This window comes from Aeromonas popoffii (genome assembly GCF_037818705.1).
Taxonomy (GTDB): Bacteria; Pseudomonadota; Gammaproteobacteria; order Enterobacterales; family Aeromonadaceae; genus Aeromonas; species Aeromonas popoffii.
Window position 1 is genome coordinate 3,618,722 of the sequence record NZ_CP149129.1, and the last position, 25,343, is coordinate 3,644,064.

General features: G+C 60.1%; 17 protein-coding genes, 14 tRNA genes, 1 pseudogene and 1 riboswitch. Of the genes and pseudogenes, 15 read left to right on the forward strand and 17 right to left on the reverse strand.

All coding sequences use genetic code 11. The annotated features are described in order from the left end of the window. Positions 1 to 72 precede the first annotated feature (72 nt). Positions 73 to 158, reverse strand: a riboswitch (cyclic di-GMP riboswitch). A gap of 296 nt (positions 159 to 454) precedes the next feature. Then, positions 455 to 2,599 carry an ExeM/NucH family extracellular endonuclease gene (locus WJM78_RS16505; protein ID WP_339010621.1) on the forward strand — a complete coding sequence of 715 codons (2,145 nt, stop codon included), beginning with the start codon at positions 455 to 457 and terminating at the stop codon, positions 2,597 to 2,599. A 138-nt stretch (positions 2,600 to 2,737) separates the two neighbouring features. Here WJM78_RS16505 and WJM78_RS16510 read toward each other — a convergent pair. The 6 genes from WJM78_RS16510 to gltX form a co-directional block, all read right to left on the reverse strand. After that, positions 2,738 to 2,813, reverse strand: a tRNA-Ala gene (locus WJM78_RS16510). Positions 2,814 to 2,861: 48 nt separating this feature from the next. Next, positions 2,862 to 2,937, reverse strand: a tRNA-Ala gene (locus WJM78_RS16515). Positions 2,938 to 3,002: 65 nt separating this feature from the next. Next, positions 3,003 to 3,078, reverse strand: a tRNA-Ala gene (locus tag WJM78_RS16520). Positions 3,079 to 3,143: 65 nt separating this feature from the next. Continuing rightward, positions 3,144 to 3,219, reverse strand: a tRNA-Ala gene (locus WJM78_RS16525). Between the two features lie 28 nt (positions 3,220 to 3,247). Next, positions 3,248 to 3,323, reverse strand: a tRNA-Ala gene (locus tag WJM78_RS16530). Positions 3,324 to 3,559: 236 nt separating this feature from the next. Continuing rightward, entirely contained in the window at positions 3,560 to 4,975 is a 1,416-nt protein-coding gene (gene gltX, locus WJM78_RS16535) for a glutamate--tRNA ligase (protein ID WP_108537752.1), read from the reverse strand. Positions 4,976 to 5,249: 274 nt separating this feature from the next. On the opposite strand from gltX, the gene WJM78_RS16540 reads away from it, so the two are divergent. From WJM78_RS16540 to WJM78_RS16550, 3 genes are all read left to right on the forward strand, one after another. Further along, complete coding sequence (locus WJM78_RS16540; RefSeq protein WP_339010626.1) at positions 5,250 to 7,352, forward strand: methyl-accepting chemotaxis protein; 2,103 nt, start codon at positions 5,250 to 5,252, stop codon at positions 7,350 to 7,352. A gap of 99 nt (positions 7,353 to 7,451) precedes the next feature. Then, on the forward strand, positions 7,452 to 8,120 hold the full coding sequence (locus tag WJM78_RS16545; protein ID WP_339010628.1) for a LysM-like peptidoglycan-binding domain-containing protein: 669 nt from the start codon (positions 7,452 to 7,454) through the stop codon (positions 8,118 to 8,120). A 272-nt stretch (positions 8,121 to 8,392) separates the two neighbouring features. Next, positions 8,393 to 8,602: a cold-shock protein gene (locus WJM78_RS16550; protein ID WP_042035779.1), complete on the forward strand. Its 210-nt coding sequence runs from the start codon at positions 8,393 to 8,395 to the stop codon at positions 8,600 to 8,602. 405 nt (positions 8,603 to 9,007) lie between these two features. Here WJM78_RS16550 and WJM78_RS16555 read toward each other — a convergent pair. From WJM78_RS16555 to orn, 8 genes are all read right to left on the reverse strand, one after another. Then, a tRNA-Gly gene (locus tag WJM78_RS16555) sits at positions 9,008 to 9,083 on the reverse strand. 25 nt (positions 9,084 to 9,108) lie between these two features. Beyond that, positions 9,109 to 9,184 (reverse strand) — tRNA-Gly (locus WJM78_RS16560). A 25-nt stretch (positions 9,185 to 9,209) separates the two neighbouring features. Next, positions 9,210 to 9,285: transfer RNA gene (locus WJM78_RS16565), tRNA-Gly, on the reverse strand. Between the two features lie 35 nt (positions 9,286 to 9,320). Continuing rightward, positions 9,321 to 9,396: transfer RNA gene (locus tag WJM78_RS16570), tRNA-Gly, on the reverse strand. Positions 9,397 to 9,432: 36 nt separating this feature from the next. Then, positions 9,433 to 9,508, reverse strand: a tRNA-Gly gene (locus WJM78_RS16575). A 35-nt stretch (positions 9,509 to 9,543) separates the two neighbouring features. Continuing rightward, positions 9,544 to 9,619, reverse strand: a tRNA-Gly gene (locus tag WJM78_RS16580). A 36-nt stretch (positions 9,620 to 9,655) separates the two neighbouring features. Beyond that, positions 9,656 to 9,731, reverse strand: a tRNA-Gly gene (locus WJM78_RS16585). A gap of 189 nt (positions 9,732 to 9,920) precedes the next feature. After that, complete coding sequence (orn, locus tag WJM78_RS16590; protein WP_339010631.1) at positions 9,921 to 10,466, reverse strand: oligoribonuclease; 546 nt, start codon at positions 10,464 to 10,466, stop codon at positions 9,921 to 9,923. Between the two features lie 91 nt (positions 10,467 to 10,557). Between orn and rsgA the strand changes: the two genes are divergently transcribed. The 5 genes and pseudogenes from rsgA (at position 10,558) to WJM78_RS16615 (ending at position 13,414) form a co-directional block, all read left to right on the forward strand. Beyond that, on the forward strand, positions 10,558 to 11,592 hold the full coding sequence (gene rsgA, locus WJM78_RS16595; protein WP_042035781.1) for a small ribosomal subunit biogenesis GTPase RsgA: 1,035 nt from the start codon (positions 10,558 to 10,560) through the stop codon (positions 11,590 to 11,592). A 30-nt stretch (positions 11,593 to 11,622) separates the two neighbouring features. Then, entirely contained in the window at positions 11,623 to 12,495 is an 873-nt protein-coding gene (asd, locus tag WJM78_RS16600) for an archaetidylserine decarboxylase (protein ID WP_339010633.1), read from the forward strand. Continuing rightward, a complete protein-coding gene (locus tag WJM78_RS16605) occupies positions 12,492 to 12,761 on the forward strand; it encodes a VF530 family DNA-binding protein (RefSeq protein WP_108537748.1) in 270 nt (89 codons plus the stop codon). The genes asd and WJM78_RS16605 overlap by 4 nt, the downstream gene beginning before the upstream one ends. Then, entirely contained in the window at positions 12,751 to 13,014 is a 264-nt protein-coding gene (locus WJM78_RS16610; RefSeq protein WP_042035783.1) for a DUF2960 domain-containing protein, read from the forward strand. The genes WJM78_RS16605 and WJM78_RS16610 overlap by 11 nt, the downstream gene beginning before the upstream one ends. 2 nt (positions 13,015 to 13,016) lie before the next feature. Further along, positions 13,017 to 13,414 (forward strand): annotated as a pseudogene (locus WJM78_RS16615) (hypothetical protein). Between the two features lie 218 nt (positions 13,415 to 13,632). Here the strand turns inward: WJM78_RS16615 and WJM78_RS16620 are convergent. Beyond that, the gene (locus tag WJM78_RS16620) at positions 13,633 to 14,127 is read right to left on the reverse strand and encodes a hypothetical protein (protein WP_212514753.1); all 495 of its coding nucleotides are present in this window, start codon (positions 14,125 to 14,127) and stop codon (positions 13,633 to 13,635) included. A 171-nt stretch (positions 14,128 to 14,298) separates the two neighbouring features. On the opposite strand from WJM78_RS16620, the gene WJM78_RS16625 reads away from it, so the two are divergent. Next, positions 14,299 to 16,302: a sensor domain-containing protein gene (locus WJM78_RS16625; RefSeq protein ID WP_339010641.1), complete on the forward strand. Its 2,004-nt coding sequence runs from the start codon at positions 14,299 to 14,301 to the stop codon at positions 16,300 to 16,302. Between the two features lie 261 nt (positions 16,303 to 16,563). Here the strand turns inward: WJM78_RS16625 and rraB are convergent, their stop codons facing one another. After that, positions 16,564 to 16,911, reverse strand: a complete 348-nt coding sequence (gene rraB / locus WJM78_RS16630) for a ribonuclease E inhibitor RraB (RefSeq protein ID WP_280136031.1) — start codon at positions 16,909 to 16,911, stop codon at positions 16,564 to 16,566. 423 nt (positions 16,912 to 17,334) lie between these two features. On the opposite strand from rraB, the gene WJM78_RS16635 reads away from it, so the two are divergent. From WJM78_RS16635 to WJM78_RS16645, 3 genes are all read left to right on the forward strand, one after another. Further along, entirely contained in the window at positions 17,335 to 19,611 is a 2,277-nt protein-coding gene (locus tag WJM78_RS16635; RefSeq protein ID WP_212513362.1) for an immune inhibitor A domain-containing protein, read from the forward strand. Between the two features lie 196 nt (positions 19,612 to 19,807). After that, a tRNA-Phe gene (locus WJM78_RS16640) sits at positions 19,808 to 19,883 on the forward strand. A 5-nt stretch (positions 19,884 to 19,888) separates the two neighbouring features. Beyond that, positions 19,889 to 19,964 (forward strand) — tRNA-Asn (locus tag WJM78_RS16645). A gap of 43 nt (positions 19,965 to 20,007) precedes the next feature. Here WJM78_RS16645 and WJM78_RS16650 read toward each other — a convergent pair. After that, the gene (locus tag WJM78_RS16650) at positions 20,008 to 20,142 is read right to left on the reverse strand and encodes a hypothetical protein (protein WP_098982559.1); all 135 of its coding nucleotides are present in this window, start codon (positions 20,140 to 20,142) and stop codon (positions 20,008 to 20,010) included. Between the two features lie 231 nt (positions 20,143 to 20,373). Here WJM78_RS16650 and WJM78_RS16655 point away from each other — a divergent pair, with 231 nt between their 5' ends. Next, complete coding sequence (locus tag WJM78_RS16655) at positions 20,374 to 21,651, forward strand: alpha/beta hydrolase (RefSeq protein ID WP_108537053.1); 1,278 nt, start codon at positions 20,374 to 20,376, stop codon at positions 21,649 to 21,651. Positions 21,652 to 21,752: 101 nt separating this feature from the next. Beyond that, positions 21,753 to 25,313: an ATP-binding cassette domain-containing protein gene (locus WJM78_RS16660; protein ID WP_339010648.1), complete on the forward strand. Its 3,561-nt coding sequence runs from the start codon at positions 21,753 to 21,755 to the stop codon at positions 25,311 to 25,313. Positions 25,314 to 25,343: the final 30 nt, after the last annotated feature.

Below are 25,343 nucleotides of genomic sequence, written 5' to 3' on the forward strand. Positions count from 1 at the left end.
AAAGAACAAGCGCAACCGGCGTGATGGGAGCAGACAACTGGCAATGGACGTGCCACAAACACCACCTTCACCCTGGGAAGCCCCGCTATCTGGATCGACTGATCTGGAGACCGGAGGCATTGCGTCCCGGCATTTCGACCGGTTTGCCCTTTACCTGGGTTCCGTGAGGAACAAGCCGAGTATAGGAATCAACCAGCAGAGTCTCAATCTTCATTCTCGAAGAAAAATATGTGGATGCAAGCCAGATCACACTTTCCCGAGAACAGTGAATTAATGATTTTGTCATTAATTTCATAACGTTAGTCAGGTCAAAAAAACCAGCACTGCCCTCATTTGCATCCCGGTAATGTGCGTTGGCTCACTGGTATGACGTGCCAGAAATGTGACAATGCGCGCCCTTGGTCAAGGTGCCAAGGCTATGGAAACACTGGCAAAAAATAAAAAAGGAACCGTTATGAAAGGAACACGTACCCTGCTGTCGCTGGCCGTGGGGCTTGCGATCGCCTCCCCATCCCTCCATGCCGCCAGCTTCAGCTGCCCGGCTGACAGTGCCCTCACTCCCATCCCCGTCATCCAGGGCATTGGTGGCAAGAGTCCCCTTATCCCCGATGGCAAGTTCGAAAGCGCCCAGAGCGTCACGGTCAAGGCGGTGGTCACGGCACTTGGTGAGAGTATCAACAAGGGTTTCTACCTGCAGGATCTGCAAGGGGATGACAACCCCCAGACGTCGGATGGCATCTTCGTCTACCTCAACGACAAAAACTTCGCCAGCAAGTACCCGGACATCAAGCCGGGTGCCGAAGTCTGTCTGGAGGCCAAGGTCGAGGAGTACTACAACCACACCCAGCTCAAGCCGGTCGTTGACAGCGGCGCCCCGCGTCTGCAGGTTCTCGCTCAGGGCTCTGTGCCTGCCGCCGCGCCGCTGCGGGTACTGGAAAACGAGACCCTGGCCCGGGCGCTGGAGCGTCACGAAGGGATGCGGGTACGCCTTGATGCTGACAGCGCGCTCAAGGTAAGCCGCAACTTCAGCTATGACTACGCCGCCAAACGCAACAATCTGGTGCTGTCACACCAGGCACCGCTGATGAAGCCGACCCAGCTGCATGCCGCCGACAGCAAGGAAGCCAAGGCGCTGGCCAGGGCCAATGCCCGCAACCGGGTATTCCTCGAGTCTGACTTCAAGGCCGCCGATGGCAAACTGCCCTGGCTGCCGGGCTGGGATCCGGAGCAGGGTTATCTGCGCATCGGCGATGCCCCGGTCAATCTGGATGCGCTGGTGGGCTACAGCTACAACGAATACCGGTTGATAGTGCCGCAGGATCAGGTGATCACCGCCGGCGATCTGCTGCGCACCAGCGATAACGATCGCCAGAGCGCACCGGCCCGTGCCGATGGCACCGACTTGCGTATCGGCAGCTTCAACGTGCTCAACTACTTTACCAGCCACTCCAGCGTGGGGGGAGCCCTCAATGTGCTGTGCAAGGATCAGGCGGATGCGGACAGCGCCAAGGGCTGCAACCGCGGCGCCAAAAACCTGGAGGACTTCCAGAAACAGCGTGCCAAGATAGTCAACGCCATCACGGAGATGGATGCCGATCTGCTCGGCCTGATGGAGATGGAGAACAACGGCTTTGACAGTCACTCCGCCATCAGTGATCTGGTGCAAAGCCTCAACGCCCAACAGAAGGAAGCTGACAAACAGTACGCCTTCGTGGCCCTGCCCAAGGCGCTGCTTGGCGACGAGCGCTTCTTCGGCGGCGACGCCATCATGGTGGCCATGATCTACCGGCCCGCCAAGCTGACGCCGCAGGGGGGTGCCAGCGTCATCACGCTGCCGGTACAGAAATACCAGGACGCGAAAGGAGTCGAGAAACAGGCCTCCCAGCGTGACTCCCTGGTGCAGAGCTTCACCGTCGAGGGCAGCAAGGAGCCGCTGACCCTGGTGGTCAACCACCTCAAATCCAAGGGATCCGGCTGCCTGGAGAACCTGGATGGCAAGGAGCCGGCCGATCTGCAGGGCAAGTGTACCGAGTTCCGGGTCAGTGCCGCCAAGGTGCTGGGCGACGCGGTGAACACGCTGCCGGGCATGGTCATGTTGGTGGGTGACCTCAACTCCTACGCCAGGGAAGATGCGATCCGGGTGCTGACCGACTATGTTCCGACCGAAGGTCAGCGCAAGATAGTCTCGGCCTCCCGGACCTTCCTCGGCGAGCAAGTCTATGAGCAGACCGGCAGCGAAGTGAGCAAGAGCTATGGCCTGATCGACATGAATGTCAGGTTCAACAAGGAGAAGGCTATCTCCTACAGCTACGAGGCCGAACTCGGCACCCTGGACTATGCCCTCGCCAACCCGGCACTGGCCAGCAAGGTAGTCGCGGTTGCCGACTGGCACATCAACTCGTTCGAAAGCAACCTGTTCGAGTACGGCCGTGATTTCAGCGGCGACATGATCAAGTCCGGCAACCCGTTCAGCGCCTCCGACCATGATCCCATCATCGTCGATCTCAAGCTGAAAGAAGAGAGCAATGGCGGCGGCGGTGCCATGGGCGCCCTGCTGCTGGCCCTGCTGCCGCTGGCCTGGCGTCGTCGCCGCGGCTGATGCGGCATTGCCATCACGCCAAAAGCCCGCTGCGATGCGGGCTTTTTTACGGGCAAGAGACGGGCTGGACGAAAAATGAGCCAAAACAAAAAGGCCACCGCGATAACGGTGGCCTTTTGGCTTCTTGTTACAAGAAATTGGTGGAGCTACGCGGGATCGAACCGCGGACCTCTTGCATGCCATGCAAGCGCTCTCCCAGCTGAGCTATAACCCCAAATTTCGTACTCAACAAATGGTTCTGGCGGCCATTTACCGTAAATAGTGGTGGAGCTACGCGGGATCGAACCGCGGACCTCTTGCATGCCATGCAAGCGCTCTCCCAGCTGAGCTATAACCCCACAAAGGTCGGCCTGGGTGATACACACCGCACTGCCCTGGGTACTGCAATTGCCAATTTGGAATCTGGTGGAGCTACGCGGGATCGAACCGCGGACCTCTTGCATGCCATGCAAGCGCTCTCCCAGCTGAGCTATAACCCCACAAAGGTCGGCCTGGGTGATACACACCGCACTGCCCTGGGTACTGCAATTGCCAATTTGGAATCTGGTGGAGCTACGCGGGATCGAACCGCGGACCTCTTGCATGCCATGCAAGCGCTCTCCCAGCTGAGCTATAACCCCTTTGATTCCAGATTGTTCGAGGAGAATTTGGTGGAGCTACGCGGGATCGAACCGCGGACCTCTTGCATGCCATGCAAGCGCTCTCCCAGCTGAGCTATAACCCCAACTCACCTCGGCGCTGACGAAGTTATCTCCGGCAACGGAGGCGCATGATAGGCATCACCCGCTTTGCTGTCAACCCAAAAATAACGCCGACTGGCGCGTTTAGTCAAAATTCAATCAGTTAGCTGTTTTTACCGACAGCACTGCCGCTATCTCGCTGTTTTATGTCACAAATCTGGTTAGCTGACAAAAACAAAGGGCTCCTCGCGGGAGCCCTTTCGCATGCCATCACAGGCACTTATTCCGCGGCCATGCGCGCTTCTATATAGGCCAAAGCGCGGTCGATGCGGGCCAGCACCCGCTCCTTGCCCACCAGTGCCATCACGGCGTCGATACCCGGGGACTGACCCAGACCGGTGACGGCAACACGCAGCGGCATACCAACCTTGCCCATGCCCTGACCCAGCTCGGCGGCAGTGGCTTCAATCAGCTCGTGCAGCGCTTCGGTGGTCCAGCTATCCAGTGCGGCCAGCTTGGCCTTGGCCAGGGTCAACGGCTCGGCAGCCACACCGCGCAGGTGCTTCTTGGCGGCCGCTTCGTCGATGGCTTCGTACTCTTCGAACAGATAGCGGCTCTGGGCGGCCATCTCCACCAGGGTGTTGCAGCGCTCGGCCAGCAGGGTGACCACCGCAGGCAACGCCGGGCCCTTGCTGGTGTCGATCTGCTGGTTTGCCATGTGCCAGGCCAGATGCTTGGCAACATAAGCCGGATCCAGGCTGCGCATGTAGTGGTTGTTCAGCCACAAGAGCTTGTCGGTGTTGAAGGCGGAGGCGGACTTGGAGATGGCATCCAGGCTGAACAGCTTGATCATCTCGTCAAGGGTGAAGATCTCCTGATCGCCGTGGGACCAACCCAGACGCACCAGGTAGTTCAGCAGCGCTTCCGGCAGGTAGCCGTCATCGCGGTACTGCATCACAGAGACAGCACCGTGACGCTTGGAGAGCTTGGCGCCGTCGTCACCCAGGATCATGGAGACGTGAGCAAACTCCGGCACTGGGGCGTTCAGCGCCTTGTAGATGTTGATCTGGCGCGGGGTATTGTTGATGTGGTCTTCACCACGCACCACATGGGTGATCTCCATATCCCAGTCATCGACCACGACGCAGAAGTTGTAGGTCGGCGCGCCATCGGTACGGCGGATGATGAGATCGTCAAGCTCGGTGTTGGCGAACTCGATGCGGCCACGCACGTGGTCGTCGAACACCACAGAGCCTTCGGTCGGGTTGCGGAAGCGAATAACGTGCGGCGCATCGGCCGGGTGATCGTGGGCGCCATCCCGGCACGTGCCGTCATAACGGGGCTTCTCGCCGCTGGCCATCTGGCCTTCGCGCAGCGCATCCAGCCGCTCACGGGAGCAATAGCACTTGTAGGCGCGACCATCGGCCAGCATCTCGTCGATGATGCCGTTGTAGCGATCGAAACGCTTGGTCTGGTAGTAGGGACCCTCATCCCAGTTCAGCTCCAGCCATTCCATGCCCTCAATGATGGCGTCGATCGCCTCCTGAGTGGAACGTTCCAGGTCGGTATCCTCAATACGCAGCACGAACTCACCGCCCTGGCTCTTTGCAAACAACCAGGAATAGAGTGCGGTACGGGCACCGCCGACATGCAAAAAGCCGGTCGGGCTGGGAGCAAAACGGGTTTTGACTTTCATCTTTAAGCCTTGTGTAGAGGGCCTTGGGCCAATTCGTTAGAAAAAACCGTCGCATTTTAGCACTCAGAATCCCGGATGGGAAAACCATGAGGTTGTGGCACGCCAAAGTAGGGGGTTAAATGTGTCTGGTGACCGCTTAGCACCTGATATTTGAGGGGGATCGCAAAACAGAAGCGGCATTTCCGATTTGCTATGGGGCATGTTGGAGAGCAGCCTCCTCCGGCCGACAGTCAAATAACTCTCACACTACTTCTCACGACACAAGGAAGAGACGATGCAGTTCCGTTCTATCCAGAATCGCATTCTGGTGATGACCGGGATCGCCATGACCACAGCCCTGGTCATATTGATCCTGCTCAACCAGTATTCCGGTCAACAGACCCAGCAACTGACCATCAGTTCCAGCCGCGCCGCCCTGCAGCAGGAGGCCTGGCAGAAGGTCAGTGCCAACGCCCGCGCCGAGGCCGCCACCATCAACCAGTTGCTGCAAAAGGGGCTCTCCTATACCCAGCAGATGGCCAGTGCCCTCGCCCTGCAGCAGCAGGGCAAGCTGCCACTGGATCGCCAGCAGGCGACCGACCTGCTCAAGGCACAGCTCAACCTGGAACCACAACTGTATGGCGCCTTCGCCGGCTTCGAGCCCAACGGCTTCGACGACCAGGACGCCGCCTTCGCCGGTCAAACGGCACTGGGCAGTGACAGCCAGGGCCGTTTCGTCCCCTACTTCTACCGTGACAAGGAGCAGATAGGCACAGACCTGCTGCTCTCCATCGAGAAGAGCGATGCCGACGAGTTTGGCAATCCGGCCAACGACTACTACGCCTGCCCGAAACGGGAGGGCCGCTCCTGCCTCATCGATCCCTTCAAGGTGGACATCAACGGCCAGCAGGTGCTGGTCAGCACCATCACCACCCCCATCATGGTGGCGGGTCAATTCAAGGGCGTCGTCGCACTGGATCTGGCGGTGGACTCCATCAGCCGTCAGGCCCAGTCCCTCAACAGCAACATCTATGACGGCCAGGGCGAGACCCTGATCGTCAGCGCCGCTGGCGTCATCACGGGCACCAGCGGCGACACCAGCCTGCTGGGCAGCCGGGCCGACAAGCTGCTCGGCAACCAGTGGCAGCAATACCTGAAACCGGAAGTGCAGCGCCAGGAGCTGGATGAATCATTCCGAATCTCTGTGCCTATCATGGTACCGGGGATGAGCCGCAACTGGGCCATCATCGTCACCCTGCCCTACAAGGTGGTACTGGCGGAAGCCGACCAGCTGGAGAGCCAGCTGGGCGACATGAACCGGGCCGCCATGACCCAACAACTGGTGGGTGCACTCATAGTGCTGGTGCTGGCGCTGGCCACCATGCTGGTGATAGCCCGCAGCATCACGGGGCCCATCCGTCAGATGGTCAGCCTGGTGAATGACATCGCCGATGGCGAGGGGGATCTCACCAAACGCCTCGCGACCCGCTCGGTGGACGAGCTGGGGGATCTGGCCAAAGGCATCAACCGCTTTATCGACAAGCTGCAAGGGCTGCTGGGGGATGTGCTCAAGACCGCCAGCGAGGTGAACCGCCATGCCGGCGATACCGACCGTATCGCCCGTCAGACCGACACCAACCTGCAGCATCACCAGGCGGAGATGGAGCAGATGCTGACCGCGGTGCAAGAGATGTCCTATGTCAGCCAGGAAGTGGCCACCCACGCCAACAACACCGCTGACTCCGCCAAGCAGGCGCAAAGCGCGGCGGATCAGGGCAAGGAGCGCTTCCAGCAGGTGATCCAGTCGATGCACAAGGTCGCGGCAGAGGCCGGTAAAGGGGCTGACGTGGTCGAAGGGCTGGCCAACGACAGCGCCCAGATCACCAGCATCCTCACCGTGATTCAGGGGATTGCCGATCAGACCAACCTGCTCGCCCTCAACGCCGCCATCGAGGCAGCCCGGGCAGGCGAACAGGGGCGCGGCTTTGCGGTGGTGGCCGATGAGGTACGCAAACTGGCGGGCAACACCCAGCAAGCGGTACAGAACACCCAGGAGCTGATCGAGAAGATCCGCCAGAGCTCCACCAATGCGGTCAACGCCATCACCCAGAGCCAGCAGCTGACCCATCAGGCGGTGAGCGAAGCGGATCTGGCAGAAGAGGCGCTCGGCAGCATCTACAAGGCGATCTCCACCATCAACGACATGACCTACCAGATAGCCTCCGCCGCCGAAGAGCAGAGCTCAGTCTCCGAAACCGTCTCCGGCAACCTGTCAAAAACCAACGCACTGGCCAACGACATTGCTCAGGATGCGACCGAAACGGCCAAAGCCAGTCAGGCATTGCGTCAGGCGGCCGACAAATTGCAGCAATTATTGGGTCAATTTCGTCTCAGCTGATAATTTTCCGCATCAGGACTCTCCCCCTCGGGGGCGAGTCCGTTTACCATAGGCGACGAATTTGCCTGATGGCAGGCAATGTAGTGAGAGGTAAATGCCGTGCCCACCCCGGACCGTCGCCCACGAGGCCATAACAGACGAGCCCAGCAGCGTCGCCAAGACGAATCACAAGGATCCCTGCTTCATCGCATCAATGCCGCGACCCTGTCCCTGCGCCAACGATTTGGCCAAGGGATGAGCAACCTCGGCCAACGCCGCCAGGATGCCAAAGCAGGCAAATTCAAGCTGACCAGCCCGCTGCCCCGCAAACACACCATTGGCCTGCTGGTACTGGTGCCCATCTGGCTGCTGTTGCTGGCCTGGGAACCTGCGCCTGCCGCCCCGAAAGCGGCCCCGTCCGGTTCGCTGGAAGTGCCGCTGGCCGTGCCTGCTCAGGCTCTTACCGTCGGCAATGGCGTGGCTGGCAGTGCACCCGCTGCAGCCAAACCGGTCGAAGAGAAGGTCAACGGCACCTGGCTGCAACACGAGGTGCAAGCCGGCGAGACCCTCTACTCCATCTGGCGCAAGTTCGAGCTGCCGGGGGCCGAGCTCAGTCGCCTGATCGCCATCGAAGGACAGGACCGCCCGCTGACCCGCCTGCAATCGGGCCGCGCCATCTTCATCCTGGTGGACGACACCCGTCGCATCCAGCGAGTGGAGATCCGCTCCTACGGTCAGGCGGTCTACCGTTATGACCGGCAGGGCGAAGGGTTCGCCCTCAAGGAATAACAAAACGGGAGGCGCTGGCCTCCCGTTTTTTTTGACCTGACGCCATGAAATAAGCCGCTGACGTCACAATATGTTTAGCTTGCTCAAAAAATGAAAAGTGCCAAATTGACAAGGGATCGCGCTCACGTACAATCGTTTGTGCTTTAGACAGGGATTGTTCTACATGCTACTGGGACAAATTGACGTGGTCAGTGATGTTTCAACCCCTGATTTCTAGGCAAATGCTGCCCAACAAGGCTTAGTTTCATTTTGTTATAGATAGGACTTAACACATGTCTGACATTCGCACCGGCCAAGTAAAATGGTTCAATGAGACCAAGGGTTTTGGCTTTATCGAGCAATCCCAGGGACCGGACGTTTTCGTTCACTTCTCCTCCATCCAGAGCACAGGTTTCAAAACCTTGGCTGAAGGTCAAAAAGTCCAGTTCACTGTGACCCAGGGCAACAAAGGCCCTCAGGCTGAGAACGTCACTCTGCTCTAAGCCACGCCAGTGAGCCTGTAGGAGGAGACTTGCTCCTCCTTTTTTTTTGCCCGCCATTTGCCATCTCTTGTCACAACCGCTTTCCCTATTTCACTCGCCGTGTGAGCCAGCACTCCGTTCCTGCTTGCAGGAGGAGGGGGAGAAGCGCTGAATAAACGCCATATACGACAACGCATCGCAGCGCGATGTAATGAGCAATTAAACGTTCAACAGCTGAGTGTCTAGAAAAACCGGGGTGATTCAGTTGAAATATTGGATTGGTGTACTTCAAGGAGAGAAATTGGAGCGGGAAACGAGACTCGAACTCGCGACCCCGACCTTGGCAAGCGCGGATCACGCTCTACCAACTGGATGTGGCAATGGATGTGTTGAAATATTGGATTGGTGTACTTCAAGGAGAGAAATTGGAGCGGGAAACGAGACTCGAACTCGCGACCCCGACCTTGGCAAGGTCGTGCTCTACCAACTGAGCTATTCCCGCAACAGAATGTCACTTGCAAATGTGTTGGAGCGGGAAACGAGACTCGAACTCGCGACCCCGACCTTGGCAAGGTCGTGCTCTACCAACTGAGCTATTCCCGCAACAGGATGTCACATTGCAAATATTTGGAGCGGGAAACGAGACTCGAACTCGCGACCCCGACCTTGGCAAGGTCGTGCTCTACCAACTGAGCTATTCCCGCAACATAAATGGTCGTTTTACGCTGGTGAAGATGATTGGAGCGGGAAACGAGACTCGAACTCGCGACCCCGACCTTGGCAAGGTCGTGCTCTACCAACTGAGCTATTCCCGCATCGGGCTGGATTGAACCAGTTTCATCATCACACTTTGGAGCGGGAAACGAGACTCGAACTCGCGACCCCGACCTTGGCAAGGTCGTGCTCTACCAACTGAGCTATTCCCGCAACAGCGTTGTCATTTTGTGGTCAGTGAGGATGATTGGAGCGGGAAACGAGACTCGAACTCGCGACCCCGACCTTGGCAAGGTCGTGCTCTACCAACTGAGCTATTCCCGCATCGGGCTGGATTGAACCAGTTTCATCATCACAATTTGGAGCGGGAAACGAGACTCGAACTCGCGACCCCGACCTTGGCAAGGTCGTGCTCTACCAACTGAGCTATTCCCGCACACACCATAAAATGGCATCAAAACAAATCGTGCAGCATTTGGTTGCTTGCGCTACTGCACGGGAGCCGAATTATAAGAGCACTCTTTCCAATTGCAAGGGCTTTTTCGTCTGGTTGCGCGCGTTCGCTCAAAAGCTGGCCGAACTGTCGATTTTAGCAACCAATCGATGGCAACCCCTTGCCTGGCACTCAGATCTTGAAGACATGGCTGCGATAGAAGCGCAGTTCCGCAATGGATTCGCGGATGTCATCCAGCGCCTGATGGGAACCACTCTTGGTGAACTGATCCAACAGTTCTGGCTGCCAGCGACGTACCAGCTCCTTGATGGTGCTGACGTCGACGTTGCGGTAATGGAAGAAGGCTTCCAGCTCGCCCATGTGTTTGACCATGAAGCGGCGATCCTGGCCTATGCTGTTGCCGCACAGCGGACTGGTGCGCTCCGGTACCCACTGGCGGATAAACGCGAGCGTCTCGGCCACGGCCTTGGCTTCATCGTGCTGACTCGCCTTGACCCGTGCCACCAACCCGCTCTTGGTGTGGGTATTGACGTTCCAGTCATCCATCTTGGCCAGCTCTTCATCGTTCTGGTGGATGGCAATAACCGGCCCTTGTGCCAACACGTTCAGATCCTTGTCGGTGACGATGGTGGCGATCTCCAGTACCACGTTATCTTCGGGGTCCAGACCCGTCATCTCCATGTCGATCCATACCAGGTTCTGCGCGCTGACTGTCATGATTGCTCTCTCTATTGGGAGGAATGGCGGAATTTTGCCAATTTGCATGTATCATACTGGCTTTGGATCTGTTCATAAACTGGCGAATCGAGTGGCAAAGAAAGCAAAACTCAATCTGGGTCAACAAAGGCGCGTCCAGGCCAACCGCGAGCGGCGGCTGCAAAAAGATCACACAACGGTTGTGGATGACACCCTGTTTGGCCCGGCCATCGAAGGGGTGGTGATCAGCCGCTTCGGTCAGCATGCGGACGTGGAAGCGGTCGATGGCACCATCCACCGTAGCAACCTGCGTCGCAGCAGCATCAGCAGCCTGGTGTGCGGTGACAAGGTGGTCTGGCGTCCCGGCCTCAATGCCGCGACCGCCGGGGTCATAGAGGCGGTGCATCCGCGTCACTCTGTGCTGACCCGGCCGGACTTCTACGACGGGGTCAAACCCATCGCCGCCAACATAGACCAGATCATCATCGTCTCGGCGGTGATGCCCGAGTTCTCCACCAATATCGTCGACCGCTATCTGGTGGCCGCAGAGGATGTGGAGATCCAGCCGCTCATCGTGCTGAACAAGGTCGATATGCTCGATGCCGCGGCCCGCGCCCGCATCGAGAGTCAGCTCGACCCCTATCGCAAGCTGGGCTACCAGGTGATCCTGGTCAGCTGCGAGAGCGGCGAAGGGCTGGATGAACTCAAGGCCCAGTTCGAAGGCAAGATCAGCATCTTCGTCGGCCAGTCCGGGGTGGGCAAATCGTCGCTCACCAACGCCCTGATGCCGGGGCTGGATGTGCTCACCGGCGAGATCTCAGAAAACTCGGGGCTAGGTACGCATACTACTACCACGGCGCGGCTCTACCACTTCCCAAGCGGCGGCGATCTCATCGACTCCCCCGGGATCCGCGAGTTCGCTCTCTGGCATCTGGAAGCCGATCGCATCACCTGGTGCTTCATCGAGTTTCGTGACTACCTGGGGGGTTGCCGATTCCGCGACTGCACCCACAAGGACGATCCCGGCTGTGCCCTGCGTGCGGCGGTCGACCGTGGCGACATCAGCGCCGATCGCTTCCACAACTATCACCGCATCCTGGAAACCATGCAGGAAGCCCGCCACGGTCGCCAACAGGCCCGACTGTGACCCATTCAACTTATTATTTCGATGAAGATCATGAGCATCACTGACAACCTGAAAATTGCCGGTCAATACTGCCTGCCCAAACACGCCCTCTCCCGTCTGGTGGGCAAGCTTGCGGCTGCCGAAGCCGGCAACGTCACCACCAAAGTGATAGAGGCGTTTATCAAGCAGTACGGCGTCGACATGAGCGAAGCGCTGCACGAGAGCCCGGCCCACTACAAGAGCTTCAACCAGTTCTTCACCCGTGAGCTCAAACCGGGGATACGCCCGTTGGTAGACAATGCCATGACCCTGGCGCTGCCGGTGGATGGCACTGTCAGCCAGCTCGGCCCCATCCATCAGGGGCGCATCATCCAGGCCAAGGGCCACGACTACAGCGCCCGTGAACTGCTGGGTGGCTATGAAGATCTGGTGGCGCCGTTCAAGGATGGCGACTTTGCCACCATCTATCTGGCGCCCAAGGATTACCACCGCATCCATATGCCGCTGGACGGCGTGCTGGAGAGCATGGTGTTCGTGCCGGGGGATCTTTTCTCCGTCAACCCGCTCACCGCCGAGAACGTGCCCAATCTGTTTGCCCGCAACGAGCGGGTGGTTGCCACCTTCCGCACCCCGCACGGCCCCATGGCGCTGGTGCTAGTCGGCGCTACGATCGTCGCGAGTATCGAGACCATCTGGGCCGGTAATATTGCACCGACCAAGCAGAAGGAAGTGGTGCGCTGGGATTACAGCGGCGATGAAGCCATCACCCTGCAAAAAGGGGCCGAGATGGGCCTGTTCAAACTGGGCAGTACCGTGGTCTGCCTGTTTGGACCTGGCATGTTGGCCGGCTTCGAGCCGCATCTGGCCAATGGTGTCACTACCCGTATGGGTCAACCCTTTGCCACATTGGCGGCCAAGGCATGAGTGACCAGCCAGGCGCCTCGCAACCAAAGAACCCGCTGCACGGGCTAACCCTGGAGGCGATCGTCACCGCCCTGGTCGACCACTATGGCTGGGAAGAGCTCGGACAGCAGATAAACATCCGCTGCTTCACCGACGACCCCAGCATCAAGTCCAGCTTGAAGTTCTTGCGCAAAACCCCCTGGGCCCGGGAGAAGGTCGAGAGCCTCTATCTCTATGTCCAGCGCAAGCAAGCCAAATCGAAGAAGGAAGGGCCAGATGGCGTTTAAGATTACCTACACCTACAAAAAACAGGCCAAAGAGCTCGGCTACGCGAACGACAAGTTCCGCAGCATCTACGACGCCATTGCCGCCGCCGAAGGGCTGGATCTTTCCAGCTTCCACGCCATGGAGGCCCAGCTGGCGCAGGTCTGCCGCCGTGACAAGAAGAGCGTGAAAGATTATCAGGAGAACTACTTCAAGGAGCTGGGTTTCTCCAACATCGTCATCGAGCGGGACAATCTCGAAGACAAGCAGGGGTAAGCATGCGCACTCTGACTCTGATGACCGCCTCCCTGCTGCTGGCGGCCTGCAGCACACCTGAGCAACATCTGGTTGGTGGTGATCGTGACAGCCATGACTGCATCGGCAGCGCAGGCTACCAGTGGTCCGCCCTGACCAACCAGTGCGTGCGACTGTTCGAACAGGCGGTGCGGCTGCAATCCCTCGAGGCGAATGAGACTGGCAGCGCCTTCCTGCTGTTCAATGCCGACCAGAGCCAGGCCGAACTGACTCTGCCAAACGGTGAGCAGACCTTGCTGACCCGGCAAGGGGATGAGGCAACGGGTCCTGGCAGGGCGGTGCCTATCAACTTTTCCTCTGGAAGGGTTATCTGCTCAAATCCGGCGAGCAGGCACTGTTTCACGGCGACAGCGCCCTCTGATTGCCAGCCTATGCCCATGTCATCACAACGCCCCGGTTCCTGCCGGGGCGTTTTTTATGGCTGGCCGCAATGCTGGCGCTCGGGAGTGGCCGTCTGGGTGAGCGGATCGTGCATTCCCCGTCTTTATGCTCGCGGATCCCCAAAAACAAACACCCCGTTGCAGGCAACGGGGTGTTTCGTGCAAGCCGCCAGGCAAGCGAGCGGCTGACAGCGGCAGATCAGTTGCTCAAGGTAGAGAACAGGCTCTGTTCCAGGCTACCGCGAGAGACGCAGACCGGGGTGATGGAGGGTGCCAGCACGCGCTCGCCGGAGGATTCGACGAAGTAGAGCTGGGTGTTGCCCTTGACGTTGACGGTCGCAACGCTGTTGTTGCCACTCTGGGTGATGATCAGATTGATCTGCAGATTGGGGTTGCCCAGCGCTACTTTGGAACCCATGGTGCCGCAATCCAGCCACTCCAGGCCATCGGCCGCGTTCTCGACGTTGGCCGTCATCAGGCCTGAGCCACGCTGGCTGTTTTCGATGTTAAGGCCGTGATCGCCAAACCACTTCTCAGCGCGGGCCCACACCAGATCCACCGGGATCGGCATCTCCTGGGTATTGTTGGTCGCCTTGGCAACCGGCGGATTATAGCGGTATTGCTCGCCACCATTGTTATCGCTGGCACAACCGCCTATCAACAGGGCCAGGGCTACCCCCATTATCTTTTTCATGCAGCTTCTCTCATCCATATTATCCGGCCATAGGCCAACCGGCGGCTATTATGGCGTTGACGGCACAGACTGTCAGCAGAGATCAGCAGAAATGCGTCAACATTAACCCAAGCTTTACAAAACCAGCCTGCTATCATAGATTCGCTCGAAATTTCCCCCGTGAGTGTCTGCGTGAATTCCTTGCTCACCCTGACTCTGCTGCAGCAGATCATCGATCAGTTACCCATGAATATCTTCTGCCGGGATACGGCCGGACGCTACCTGTTTGCCAACCAGGCCTTTACGGAGCAAGCGGGCCTGTTGCAACCGGCAGACCTCATCGGCAAGACGGATACGGACATGCCGTGGGGCGACGTCTTTCGGGAAGAGGATCAGCAGCTGCTGGCGGAGGGCAAACCCCTGCTCTATCAGCAGTTGTACTGCCACAGCGGCGATACCACCAGCTGGATGGAGATCCACAAGATCCCGCTCTATGACGAGCAGGGCAAGCCGGTAGCCCTGTTTGGCATGGTCAACGAGATTGATCAGCGCAAGGAGCTGGAGCAGACCTTCCGCCAGCAACAGCTGCTGCAGCGCCGCCTGCTGGACGCCATCCCGGATCCCATCCGGCTGGAAGACCATCAGGGCCTGCTCATCGACTGCAATCAGGCTTTTCTCGACTTCATGGGTATGGTGGCGAGCGAGGCACTGGGCCAGCGGGTTGCCCACCGCCTCTCCACCGAGCTGCCGATGGGTCGGGGAGAGTATTGTCTGGTGGATGCCAGCGGCCAGGGCCGCCACCTGGAGGTCACCCGGGTCGATGTGCCGGATGACGATGGCAACTCCCTCGGCACCCTGACATTAAGCCGCGACATCACGGGGCTGCGCACCACCCAGGCCCAGCTGCAGCAGGAACAGCACTACGACAGCCTGACCGGCCTGCTCAAGCTCTCCCATTTTCTGCAGACCAGCCGCCATCTCGGAACCCGCAAGGCCAGCCTGCTGCTGGTCGATCTGCAGCACTTTCGCGAGATCAATGACCGCTTCGGCATCCGGGTGGCGGATCGCCTGCTGAGTCAGGTGGCCCGCCGCCTGCAGCAGTTGGCCCCGCCCCAGTCGCTGGTGTGCCGGGTCGCCGCCGACGACTTCGCCATGCTGCTGCCCGAGCTGGCCGAGCCGCTGGCCGACTGGAGCCGCCGCCTGCAAGGGGAGCTGATGGTCCCCTATCTGGTCGAAGATCACAGGATCCAAATCCCCGTGTTCCTCGGCATAGCCCACGGCAAGGCCAACGATGCCGAACGGCTGCTGAGCCATGCCGAAGCCGCGCTGGCACAAGGCAAGCGTCAGCAACAGCACTGCACCCTGTTCGATCCCGAACTCAACGCCAAACTCAAGCGCCGTCAGCTGATCGCGGCCCAGCTGCAGCTGGCTATCAAGTCGGGCCAGCTCACCGCCGTCTATCAGCCCATCATCAGCACCCGCACCAATCAGCTGCACGGGGCCGAGCTGCTCTGCCGCTGGCCTCACCCCGAGCTCGGCATGATCTCGCCAGATGAGTTCATCCCGCTGGCGGAGGAGCTGGGGCTCATCGGCAAGCTCGGCCAGCGCATGCTGGAACAAGGCTGTGCCCAGCTGGCCCGCTGGCAGGAGGCGGCGCCGGATCTGGTGCTCTCCATCAACCTCTCCCCGCTGCAATTTCGCGACCCCGAGCTCTGCCCGCAGATCTTCGCCTGCATCGAACGCCACGGCCTGGCCCCCTGGCAACTGGAGCTGGAGATCACCGAAGGCGTGCTGATGGAGAATGCCGACGAAATTGAGAGCAACCTGACCAACCTGATCGAAGCGGGATTCCAGCTCGCCATCGATGACTTCGGCACAGGTTACTGCTCGCTCGCCTACCTGCCGAGGCTGCAGGTAGCGACCCTCAAGCTGGACCGCAGCTTCACCCAGGGGCTGACCACCAATCAGGCCACCACCGCCATAGTGCGTTCCGTCATCGGTCTCGGTCACGAGCTGGGGATCAGGATCACAGCCGAAGGGGTCGAAACCCCCGAGCAGCAGGCCTGGCTGGTGCAGGCCGGTTGCGATCGGCTGCAGGGCTACCTGTTCAGCCGCCCTCTGCCTCCCGACGAGTTTGCCCGCAGCTACCAGCTGCCTGTGCCTGACAGCCAACCAACAGGCCAGCCCAGAGGGTAATGCCAGTCAGCTAACCATTTTTGTGGCTGAATAGTCGACATGTTCAATTACAGGAACTGTGCCATGGTGGACGCGTCAATCTGGCTTACGCCTTTGCCCTGACTAGCATCCAATAAAAAGAAGGAGGCATGATGCCTCCCTCACTCTTTGGCCTTTATACCTCACGGGCTAAGAGTCACATGCTCGTCACTGACTTGCATTAACCCCAGAGGGTGACCGCTTGCTTGTCAGGCACACAGATCAGCAGTGCGTCAAGCCCGCTTACTCCTGGAAGTAGGTGCCCCAGCCGTCATAATCCACACCATATTTCTCAAGGATCGGCAGCATTTTTTCGATGTCGGCGACTATGGTCTCGATCTCAAGCTTGCACTCGACAGTGGCATCGAAGCAGAAGATAGGGGCGCCATCATCCAGCTCCATCTCTTCGGCATCTGTCACTTCAAAACCAGCCTTGAACAGGTCAACGGCGGCCTTCTCCAGCTGATCGAAATCCTGGCAGGCGAAGTGGTGCTCAATGTCATATTCCAGATCCGGGTTGCTGCCATCGGCCAGCAACTCGTTGACAATGGCGGTGGTCTCTGCACGCCACTCTTGCATATCAAGACTCATATTAACCCCAGATGATACTTGGTTGGTGTCAAATGCCGTCGGCCACAGGGTGCCTGTTCAGACTCGCTGCACCCCGGGCGGCATAGTTGCGGCAAAGCATACCCGCAGAGCGCATCCGGCTCAATGCGGCAAACCAAGTTAGCGGGTCCACCACGGCCACCCCAAATGGGGTGCCACCACAAAAGGTGAATAAAGTGTAATCTGCCGCCGGCCACAAAATGACCCATACGGAACTTCACGCGAGAGATCGCCAGCGGCATAACACCATCGAAAGTCACTTAAAAATCAGCACGTTCAACCAACTTGTGCACAGTGACAAAGGATCCTAAGGGGGTGTATTAAGGGACGCGGACGAAACACTGTCCGTACGGAAAGAGGAGCCAGCAGGGCTCCCTTTTTATCATGTGAAGGAGCACATAGAGAATGCCTAAAAAAACAATAATGAGCCTGGTCATAGGCTCAACCCTGATGATTGGAAACCACGCCATGGCTGCCCCGGTGCATGGTCCGTTCGATGCCGCCCTGGCCGATGAGGTGAAGGTACTGGAGATGCTCAAAAAGAGTGGCCGCATCCAGACCCTGGCCTCTCCCGAGATGGAACGGGCCGCCCTGGCCAGCTTCTACCGCGAAAAGTCACGGGCCTACAATGGCAGCAGTGGCACCCTGGCGGTGAAAGAAGGCAAGGTGCGGGAGACCATCCTCAAGAAAATCCGCTTCAACGGCATGGCCGGTCCCGGTGATCGGGTTCCCACTCTGCTGCTCAAATCCATCGAGAGGGAGCACTACCAGGGCAAGATGCGCAAGGACAAGATCCTCGCCATCTTGGTGGACTTCCCCGACTACCCGAAAAACAGCATCACCCCTGACCTCACCAAGATGTACTACCCGGACTACACCCCGGAGCACTACAACGACTTGCTCTTTTCCAACAAGGGCTATAAAGGCCCGAATGGCGAGTACTTTATCTCGATGCGCCAGTTCTACGAGCAGCAATCCGGCAAGAGCTACAGTGTGCGCGGCAAAGTGGCGGGCTGGTATACCGCCGACAAGAATGCCGCCTACTACGGATCCAATGCCACTCCGACCACCATTCGGGAATTGGTGAAAGAAGCGCTGATCCAGGTCGCCAACGACCCTTCCATCGATCTGTCCGAGTTTGACCAGGAGGATCGCTACGACCTCAATGGCAATGGCAACCGGAACGAGCCGGATGGTCTCATCGATCACCTGATGATTTTCCACTCCAGCGTGGGGGAAGAGGCGGGGGGTGGCGATCTTGGCGAAGATGCCATCTGGGCACATCGCTGGAACCTGGGCACCCCCTACCCCATCCCGGGCACCAGCAGCCCGAGCGGGAACTTCGGCGGCCAGTATGCCGCCTACGACTACACCATTCAGCCCATCGATGCGGCAGCCGGGGTCTGTGCCCACGAATATGGCCACGATTTGGGACTACCGGACGAGTACGACACCAAATACACCGGCAAGGGTGAGCCAGTCGCCAGCTGGTCCATCATGTCCTCCGGCTCCTGGGCCGGGGTGATTGGCGGCACCGAGCCGACCGGTTTCTCCGCTTGGGCCAAGGAGTTCCTGCAGGCCTCCCTCGGCGGCAACTGGCTGCATGGCAGCAATGTGCAACTCGCCGACCTCAGCCCCAGTGGCAACGTCTACATGCTGGATCAGGCCAACGACAAGGGGCGAAACGACGACGTGGTGCGCATCAACCTGCCCGCCAAGCAGGTCCCGCTCAACCCGCCCTACGCCGGCCAATACGAATACCACGGTGGCAAGGCCAACAACCTGGACAACCGCATGAACCTCAAACTGGATCTGAGCGGCAGGCAGAGTGCCAGCCTGACGTTCAAGGCCTGGTATCAGATTGAAGAGGGATATGACTACGCCAGGGTGCTGGTCAACGGCCAGCCCATCGCGGGCAACCTGACCACCAGCGACGATCCTAACGGGATCGGTTTCGGGGTCGGCATCACGGGCAACTCCAATGGCTGGACCGATGCCGAGTTCGACCTGACCCCCTGGGCCGGTCAGCAGATCACCCTCACCCTGCAATACCAAAGCGATGGCGGCACGGCCGAGGACGGCCTGTTCGTGGACGAGATCCAGATCCTGGCTGACGGTGAGACTGTGATAAGCGACGGGGCAGAGGGCAGTTCCGCCTTCACCCTGGCCGGTTTTGTGAAAAGCAACGGCAGTGAGGCCAAGGATCACTACTATCTGGCCGAGTGGCGCAACCATGCGGGAGTCGATACCGGGCTGGCCCATATCAATGTGGGCGATCAGCTGATGCGCTACGAGCCGGGCATGCTGCTCTGGTACGTGGACAACAGCCAGGCCAACAACTGGGTGGGTCTCCATCCGGGTGAGGGTTTCCTCGGGGTAGTGGATGCAGACCAGCGCACCCTGAAGTGGAGTGACGGCGCCGTAGCCGGTACCCGTTATCAAATCCACGATGCCACCTTTAGCCTTGGCTTCCAGAAGCCGCTCGACCTCCAGCACTCAAGCGGCTCACTGCTGCAGGACTTCTGGATCACCCCGAACCGGGTGTTCAAGGATTCTCGCAGCTACCAGAGCAAGGAGATCCCGGATGCCGGTCGTCTGCTGCCCGAGTATGGTCTCAAGATCAGCGTCACCGGCCAGGCCCGTGACATGAGCACGGGGCGGATCATCGTCAGCCGCCATTAAATCATGACACTGGCATTCAGGGGGCCTCAGGCCCCCTTTTTCATGGCAGTAACAAGGCAAGACAGCACAACTGAGCACGAATGAGGGCGAAAACGGATGACAAGCGGGAAAATTGTTCGGTTATCGAGCGAACGGTGCAGCAATCTGCGCCCTGTGGTTGACACCTGAATGCAGAAAGGGTTTAATGCGCGCCGTTGCCCAGATAGCTCAGTCGGTAGAGCAGGGGATTGAAAATCCCCGTGTCGGCGGTTCGATTCCGTCTCTGGGCACCAATAATTCCTCCTTAGTTCAGTCGGTAGAACGGCGGACTGTTAATCCGTATGTCGCTGGTTCAAGTCCAGCAGGAGGAGCCAAATTTGAAAAGCCCGCTCATCGAGCGGGCTTTTTTCATGCTGGTCAACTGCCGTTGCAGGCCGCCAATAGCAGGGTTGCCCCGCAGGTGGCGCTAAACAACCACAGCCCCGTTTGCAGCACCCCTTCCGGATCCACCTCTTTTTCTCGTTTCCTGAATCGTATCCACTTAGGCTTCATCAAACCCACCTCACCCTGTTGCGGCGCGTATCCCCTGCCTAGCTTAGCCAGGCGAGCTATCTTTGTGTCACCATCAGCCAGCATCAACTCCCTTTCGACAATCACGTCATCAGCAATCCAGTCTCACCCCGACTCATGACAATGTTAACAATTTGGAAAACCGGCGTGACCCATTCCTACGCCAGGGCTATGATGAGGCCGACGATTTTCCTACCCTCCGGGAGACCCAAGATGAGTAGCCCCTTGCGTTACGTGCTGGACGGCATCCATTGCGAACCTCACTTCTTCACCGTGCCCCTCGACCACCAGCAGCCGGACGACGAGGAGACACTCACCCTGTTTGGCCGCACCCTCTGCCGCCAAGACAGGCTGCACGATGAGCTGCCCTGGTTGCTGTTCCTGCAGGGAGGCCCGGGCTTTGGTGCCCCGCGCCCGACCGCCGACAGCGGCTGGCTCAAGCGGGCCCTGCAGGAGTTTCGGGTATTGCTGCTCGATCAACGCGGCACGGGTCACTCGGCCCCCATCAGCGCCGATGCGTTGGCCCAGCTCACGGCCCGGCAGCAGACGGATTATCTCAGCCACTTTCGCGCCGACAGCATAGTGCGGGATGCGGAATATGTTCGCGCTATCCTGAGTCCTGCTCGCCCCTGGAGCCTGCTTGGCCAAAGCTTCGGCGGCTTTTGCAGCCTCACCTATCTCTCCCTGTTCCCGGACAGCCTGCACGAGGTCTACCTCACCGGCGGCGTGGCCCCCATAGGCCGCAGCGCGGACGAAGTCTACCGCGCCACCTATCAACGGGTTGCGGACAAGAACCGCGCCTTCTTCGCCCGCTTCCCCCATGCCCAGGCCATCGCCAACCGGCTGGCTAATCACCTGCACCGCCACGAGGTACGCCTGCCCAACGGCCAGCGCCTGACAGTGGAGCAGTTGCAGCAGCAGGGGCTGGATCTCGGCGCCAGCGGTGCCTTCGAGGAGCTCTACTACCTGCTGGAAGGCGCCTTCATCGGCGAGCGGCTCAACCCGGCCTTCCTCTATCAGGTACAAGCCATGCAGCCGTTCAACACCAATCCGGTGTTCGCCATACTGCATGAATCCATCTACGCCGAAGGGGTCGCCAGCAACTGGGCGGCCGAGCGGGTCAGAGCCGAGTACCCGGCCCTGGCCTGGGCGCCCGGCAAGGATTTCGCCTTCACCGGCGAGATGATCTTCCCCTGGATGTTCGAGCAGTTCCGCGAGCTGATCCCCTTGAAGGAAGCCGCCCATCTGCTGGCCAAGAAGGCCGATTGGGGGCCGCTCTATGACCCGGCGCAGCTGGCCCGCAACACAGTGCCGGTGGCCTGCGCCGTCTATGCCGAAGACATGTATGTGGAGTTCGACTACAGCCGCGAGACCCTCAAGGGCCTCGGCAACAGCCGTGCCTGGATCACCAACGAATACGAGCACAACGGCCTGCGGGTCGATGGCGAGCAGATCCTGGACCGGCTCATCCGCTTGAACCGGGATCGCTGATCCCGGCCGGGCGGCGGATCCGTTGCCTTAACACCCTAACATCGAGGGCGACCCATGAGTCGCCCCGCCCCCAGGAAGCAGCACAATAATAAGGACACCCATTGGATCACCCGGAAATCTCGGCCGGCTGGCTGAGCCGCCTCTTCTATCACTGGACGGGCCCGCTGCAACGCAAGGGGCTGAAAGAGCCCCTGGTCGGCCTCGACGACCTCTATCCCCTGCTGCCGGAAGACAGACGCGATGGCAGGGCCGATGCCTTCCTTCGACTCACCGCCCGCGCACCTGTACGTCCCTGGCCCATCACCGCCTTTATCTGGCGCCATTACAAGGGGCGGATTGGCCTGCTCACCCTGTTGCAACTGCTCGGCATGCTGGCGACCCTGACCAGCCCCTGGTTGCTCAACCACAGCATGACCCAGCTCGACGCGGGTGCCCCCACGGAGCAAAAATTGCTGCTGGCGTTCGCCCTGTTTGCCTCTGTGCTGGCCGCCGGCATGCTGGCGGAACACTCGCTGCAACTGGCACTCAAGATGCACGTTCCCATTCGCCGCCTGCTGGCCGAAGCCCTGCTCGCCAAGGTGATGAAGTTGGGGGGCAAGAGCTTCGATGACAGGGCCGGTGGCCGGGTACAGAACCTTATCAACCGGGATGTGTGGGACATCACCTGGATCCTGGCCGATCCGGCCATGCCGTTCACCATGGCACTGCAACTGCTCGGCACCATAGCCCTGCTGGTGTGGCAAGTGGGCAGCGCGGGCCTGGTCGGTTTTGCGGTGCTCACCCTGCTGCTGCTCATCTCCACCCGGGTGGTGCGGCGAATGAACCAGCAGGAGCAGCAGCTCAAGCGCCAGCAGGACGAGCGCAACGGCATACTGGCGGAATACATCAAAAAACTGCGGCTGGTACGCCAGAACGGACTCGGCGCTTTCTTCACCCGCGCGGCCAACAACAAGCGCCAGCAGGAGTTGGGGGTGCTCGGTCGGGTGCTCAAGCTCGATGCCATCAACGACAGCCTGATGCTGAGCACGCCGCTGCTGGTGACCCTGGCCACCTTCACCACCTATCTGGTGTCCGGCCAGAGCCTGACCCTGCCCCAGGTGTTCACCACCATAGCCCTGTTCGCCGTGCTGCGGATCCCCATGATGCGGCTGCCTTACCTTATCCGTACCCTGATAAACTTCAACACCGGCTTCAACCGGCTATGCGAGTTCCTCAACAGCCCGGAGCAGCACAGGGACCTCACCGATGCCAGCCTGCCCGTCGGCAGCCTGCAGATCCAGGCCGTCACCGCCCTGCACCAGCAGAAGCCGGTACTGCAGGGAGCAAACCTCATCATACAACCGGGGGAACTGGTGGGGATCACGGGCACCACCGGGGCCGGCAAGAGCTGCCTGTTGCACCTCATCGCCGGCTTTGACGACAGTTTCGAGGGGGAGATCCGCCGTCACGGTCGGGTCGCCCACCTGGGCCACAAGCCCTGGCTGATGAACGACACCATCCGCAACAACATCTTGTTCGGCCAGCCCTGGCACGGCGAACGCTATCGCTGGGTGCTGGGGGCCTGCGCCCTCAGCGCCGACCTCACCCTGCTCAGCCATGGCGATCAGACGCTGGTAGGCGAGCTGGGTACCCGTCTCTCCGGCGGCCAGCAGCAGCGGGTCGCCCTGGCCCGCGCCCTCTATGCCCAGGCCGATATCCTGCTGCTGGACAACCCCCTCTCGGCGCTGGATCCCATCGTCTCGGCCCAGGTGCTGGAGCAGGGGCTCACCTTCAAGCCGGGACCGACCCGGCTGCTGGTGAGCCATGATCCGGACGTGCTGGCCCACTGCGATCGGGTGATCCGCATCGAGCAGGGCCAATTGGTGGAGCTCGATGCCCACCAGCTGGCCGATCTCATCCAGCATCCGCTCCCCGCTCCCATGGTGGCACCGCAGGAGGCGGAACAGTTCCATGAAGAGAAGGTGGTGGAAGGCAAGGTGGACTGGGGCCTGTTCGGCTTCATGTGGCAGCGTCTCGCCGCCCCCGGCGCCATCCTGATCGCCCTGCTGCTCACCCTGGGTCAGGAGGGGCTGCGCATCGCCTCGGATCTCTGGCTCGGCGGCAAGGCCGGCCTCACCGAAGTAAGCGAGCTGCTCGGCATCTATGTGCTGCTGGGGGCGGGATCGCTCACCTGCATCATGGTGGTGCGGGTCATCAACTACAAGCTGGGGCTCAAGCTGGCCTGGACCCTGTTCGACGGCATGCTGAGCCGCATCAGCCGCGCCCCCATGGCCTTCTTTGACAAGGTGCCACAGGGGCGCATCCTCAACCGCTTCGATCGGGATCTCGGGGAAGCACAGGAGATACTGCTGTCCATGCTGATGGGGCTGTTCGGCATGCTCATCTCGGTGCTGCTGCAAGTAGTGGTGATCGGCGTCAACATGCCACTGCTGCTGCTCATCGCCCCCCTGGTGGGCTGGGCGCTCTACGTGCTGCAGCGGCGCTACCGTGCGGTGCAGCTCAAGCTGCGGCGCCAGGCATCCGTGCTGCGCTCGCCACTCTACATCAGCATCAGCGAGACCATTCGCGGCGCCCCCGCCCTGCGCCTCGCCGGGGCCGAGCGCTTCGCTCTGGATCAGGTGCTGCTGCACTATGACAACAACCTGCGCAGCTGGTACACCACCACCTCTATCAATCGCTGGCTCGGCATGCACCAGACCCTGCTCTCCGCCGCCCTGGTGGGCGCGGTAGCGCTGATGGTGGCCTTTGGCAACAGCTCACTGCTGGGGGCCGTGGCCATCACCTACGCCTTTACCGCCTCGGCCATGCTCAACTCCCTCATTCGCACCTTCGCAGAGGTGGAGCAGGTGATGAACGCAGTGGAGCGGGTGCGCGAGTACAGCGAAATCGAGAGCGAACGCCAGCATGGGGAAGCCCTGGCCACGCCACACCCCAGCGTGCGCTTCGACAACCTGGGGCTACGCTACCCGGAAGCCAGCCAGTGGGCGCTGCACAAGGTGAACTTCGAACTGGCTCCCGGCGAGAAGGTCGGTGTGTGCGGGCGTACCGGCGCGGGCAAGAGCTCGTTGCTCGGGGTGCTGCAGGCCATGTACCCGGCCTCCCAGGGAGGGATCCATTACGGCGATCAGCCGCTCTCTGCGCTGGCGCCGGAGGCGGTGCGCGATCTCTACGATACCGTCTCCCAGACGCCCCTCACCTTCTTCGGCACCCTTCGCGCCAACCTGGCGCCGCTGACCAAGCAGGATGACGGGGCGCTGGAGCAGGCGCTGGCCCGGGTCGGTCTGGCCGAGCGCTGCGCCGGCAGGCTGGACGAGGATCTCGACAAGCTGCAACTGTCGGCCGGCGAGACCCAGCTGCTGGTGATCGCCCGCATCCTGCTGTCGCGCCGTCCGCTCATCGTGCTGGACGAAGCGACCTCGGATCTCGATCACGGCGGCATGCGCAAGATGGCGGAACTGCTCTATCGCTACCGGCCCGAGGCCAGCTATCTGGTGATCGCCCACCATCTGGAGCCGCTGCTGTCGGTGGACAAGGTCGTGGTAATGGAGGCGGGAACCGTGGTGGAACAGGGCTCGCCGGTCAGCCTGTTGGCCAACTCCCACTCCCGCTTCCATCAGCTGTTCGTGGGCCAGGTCAATCGTCAGGTGGCCCAGATAACCTGAGGTCGACAATAACAAGGGCTGCTCGCGGGC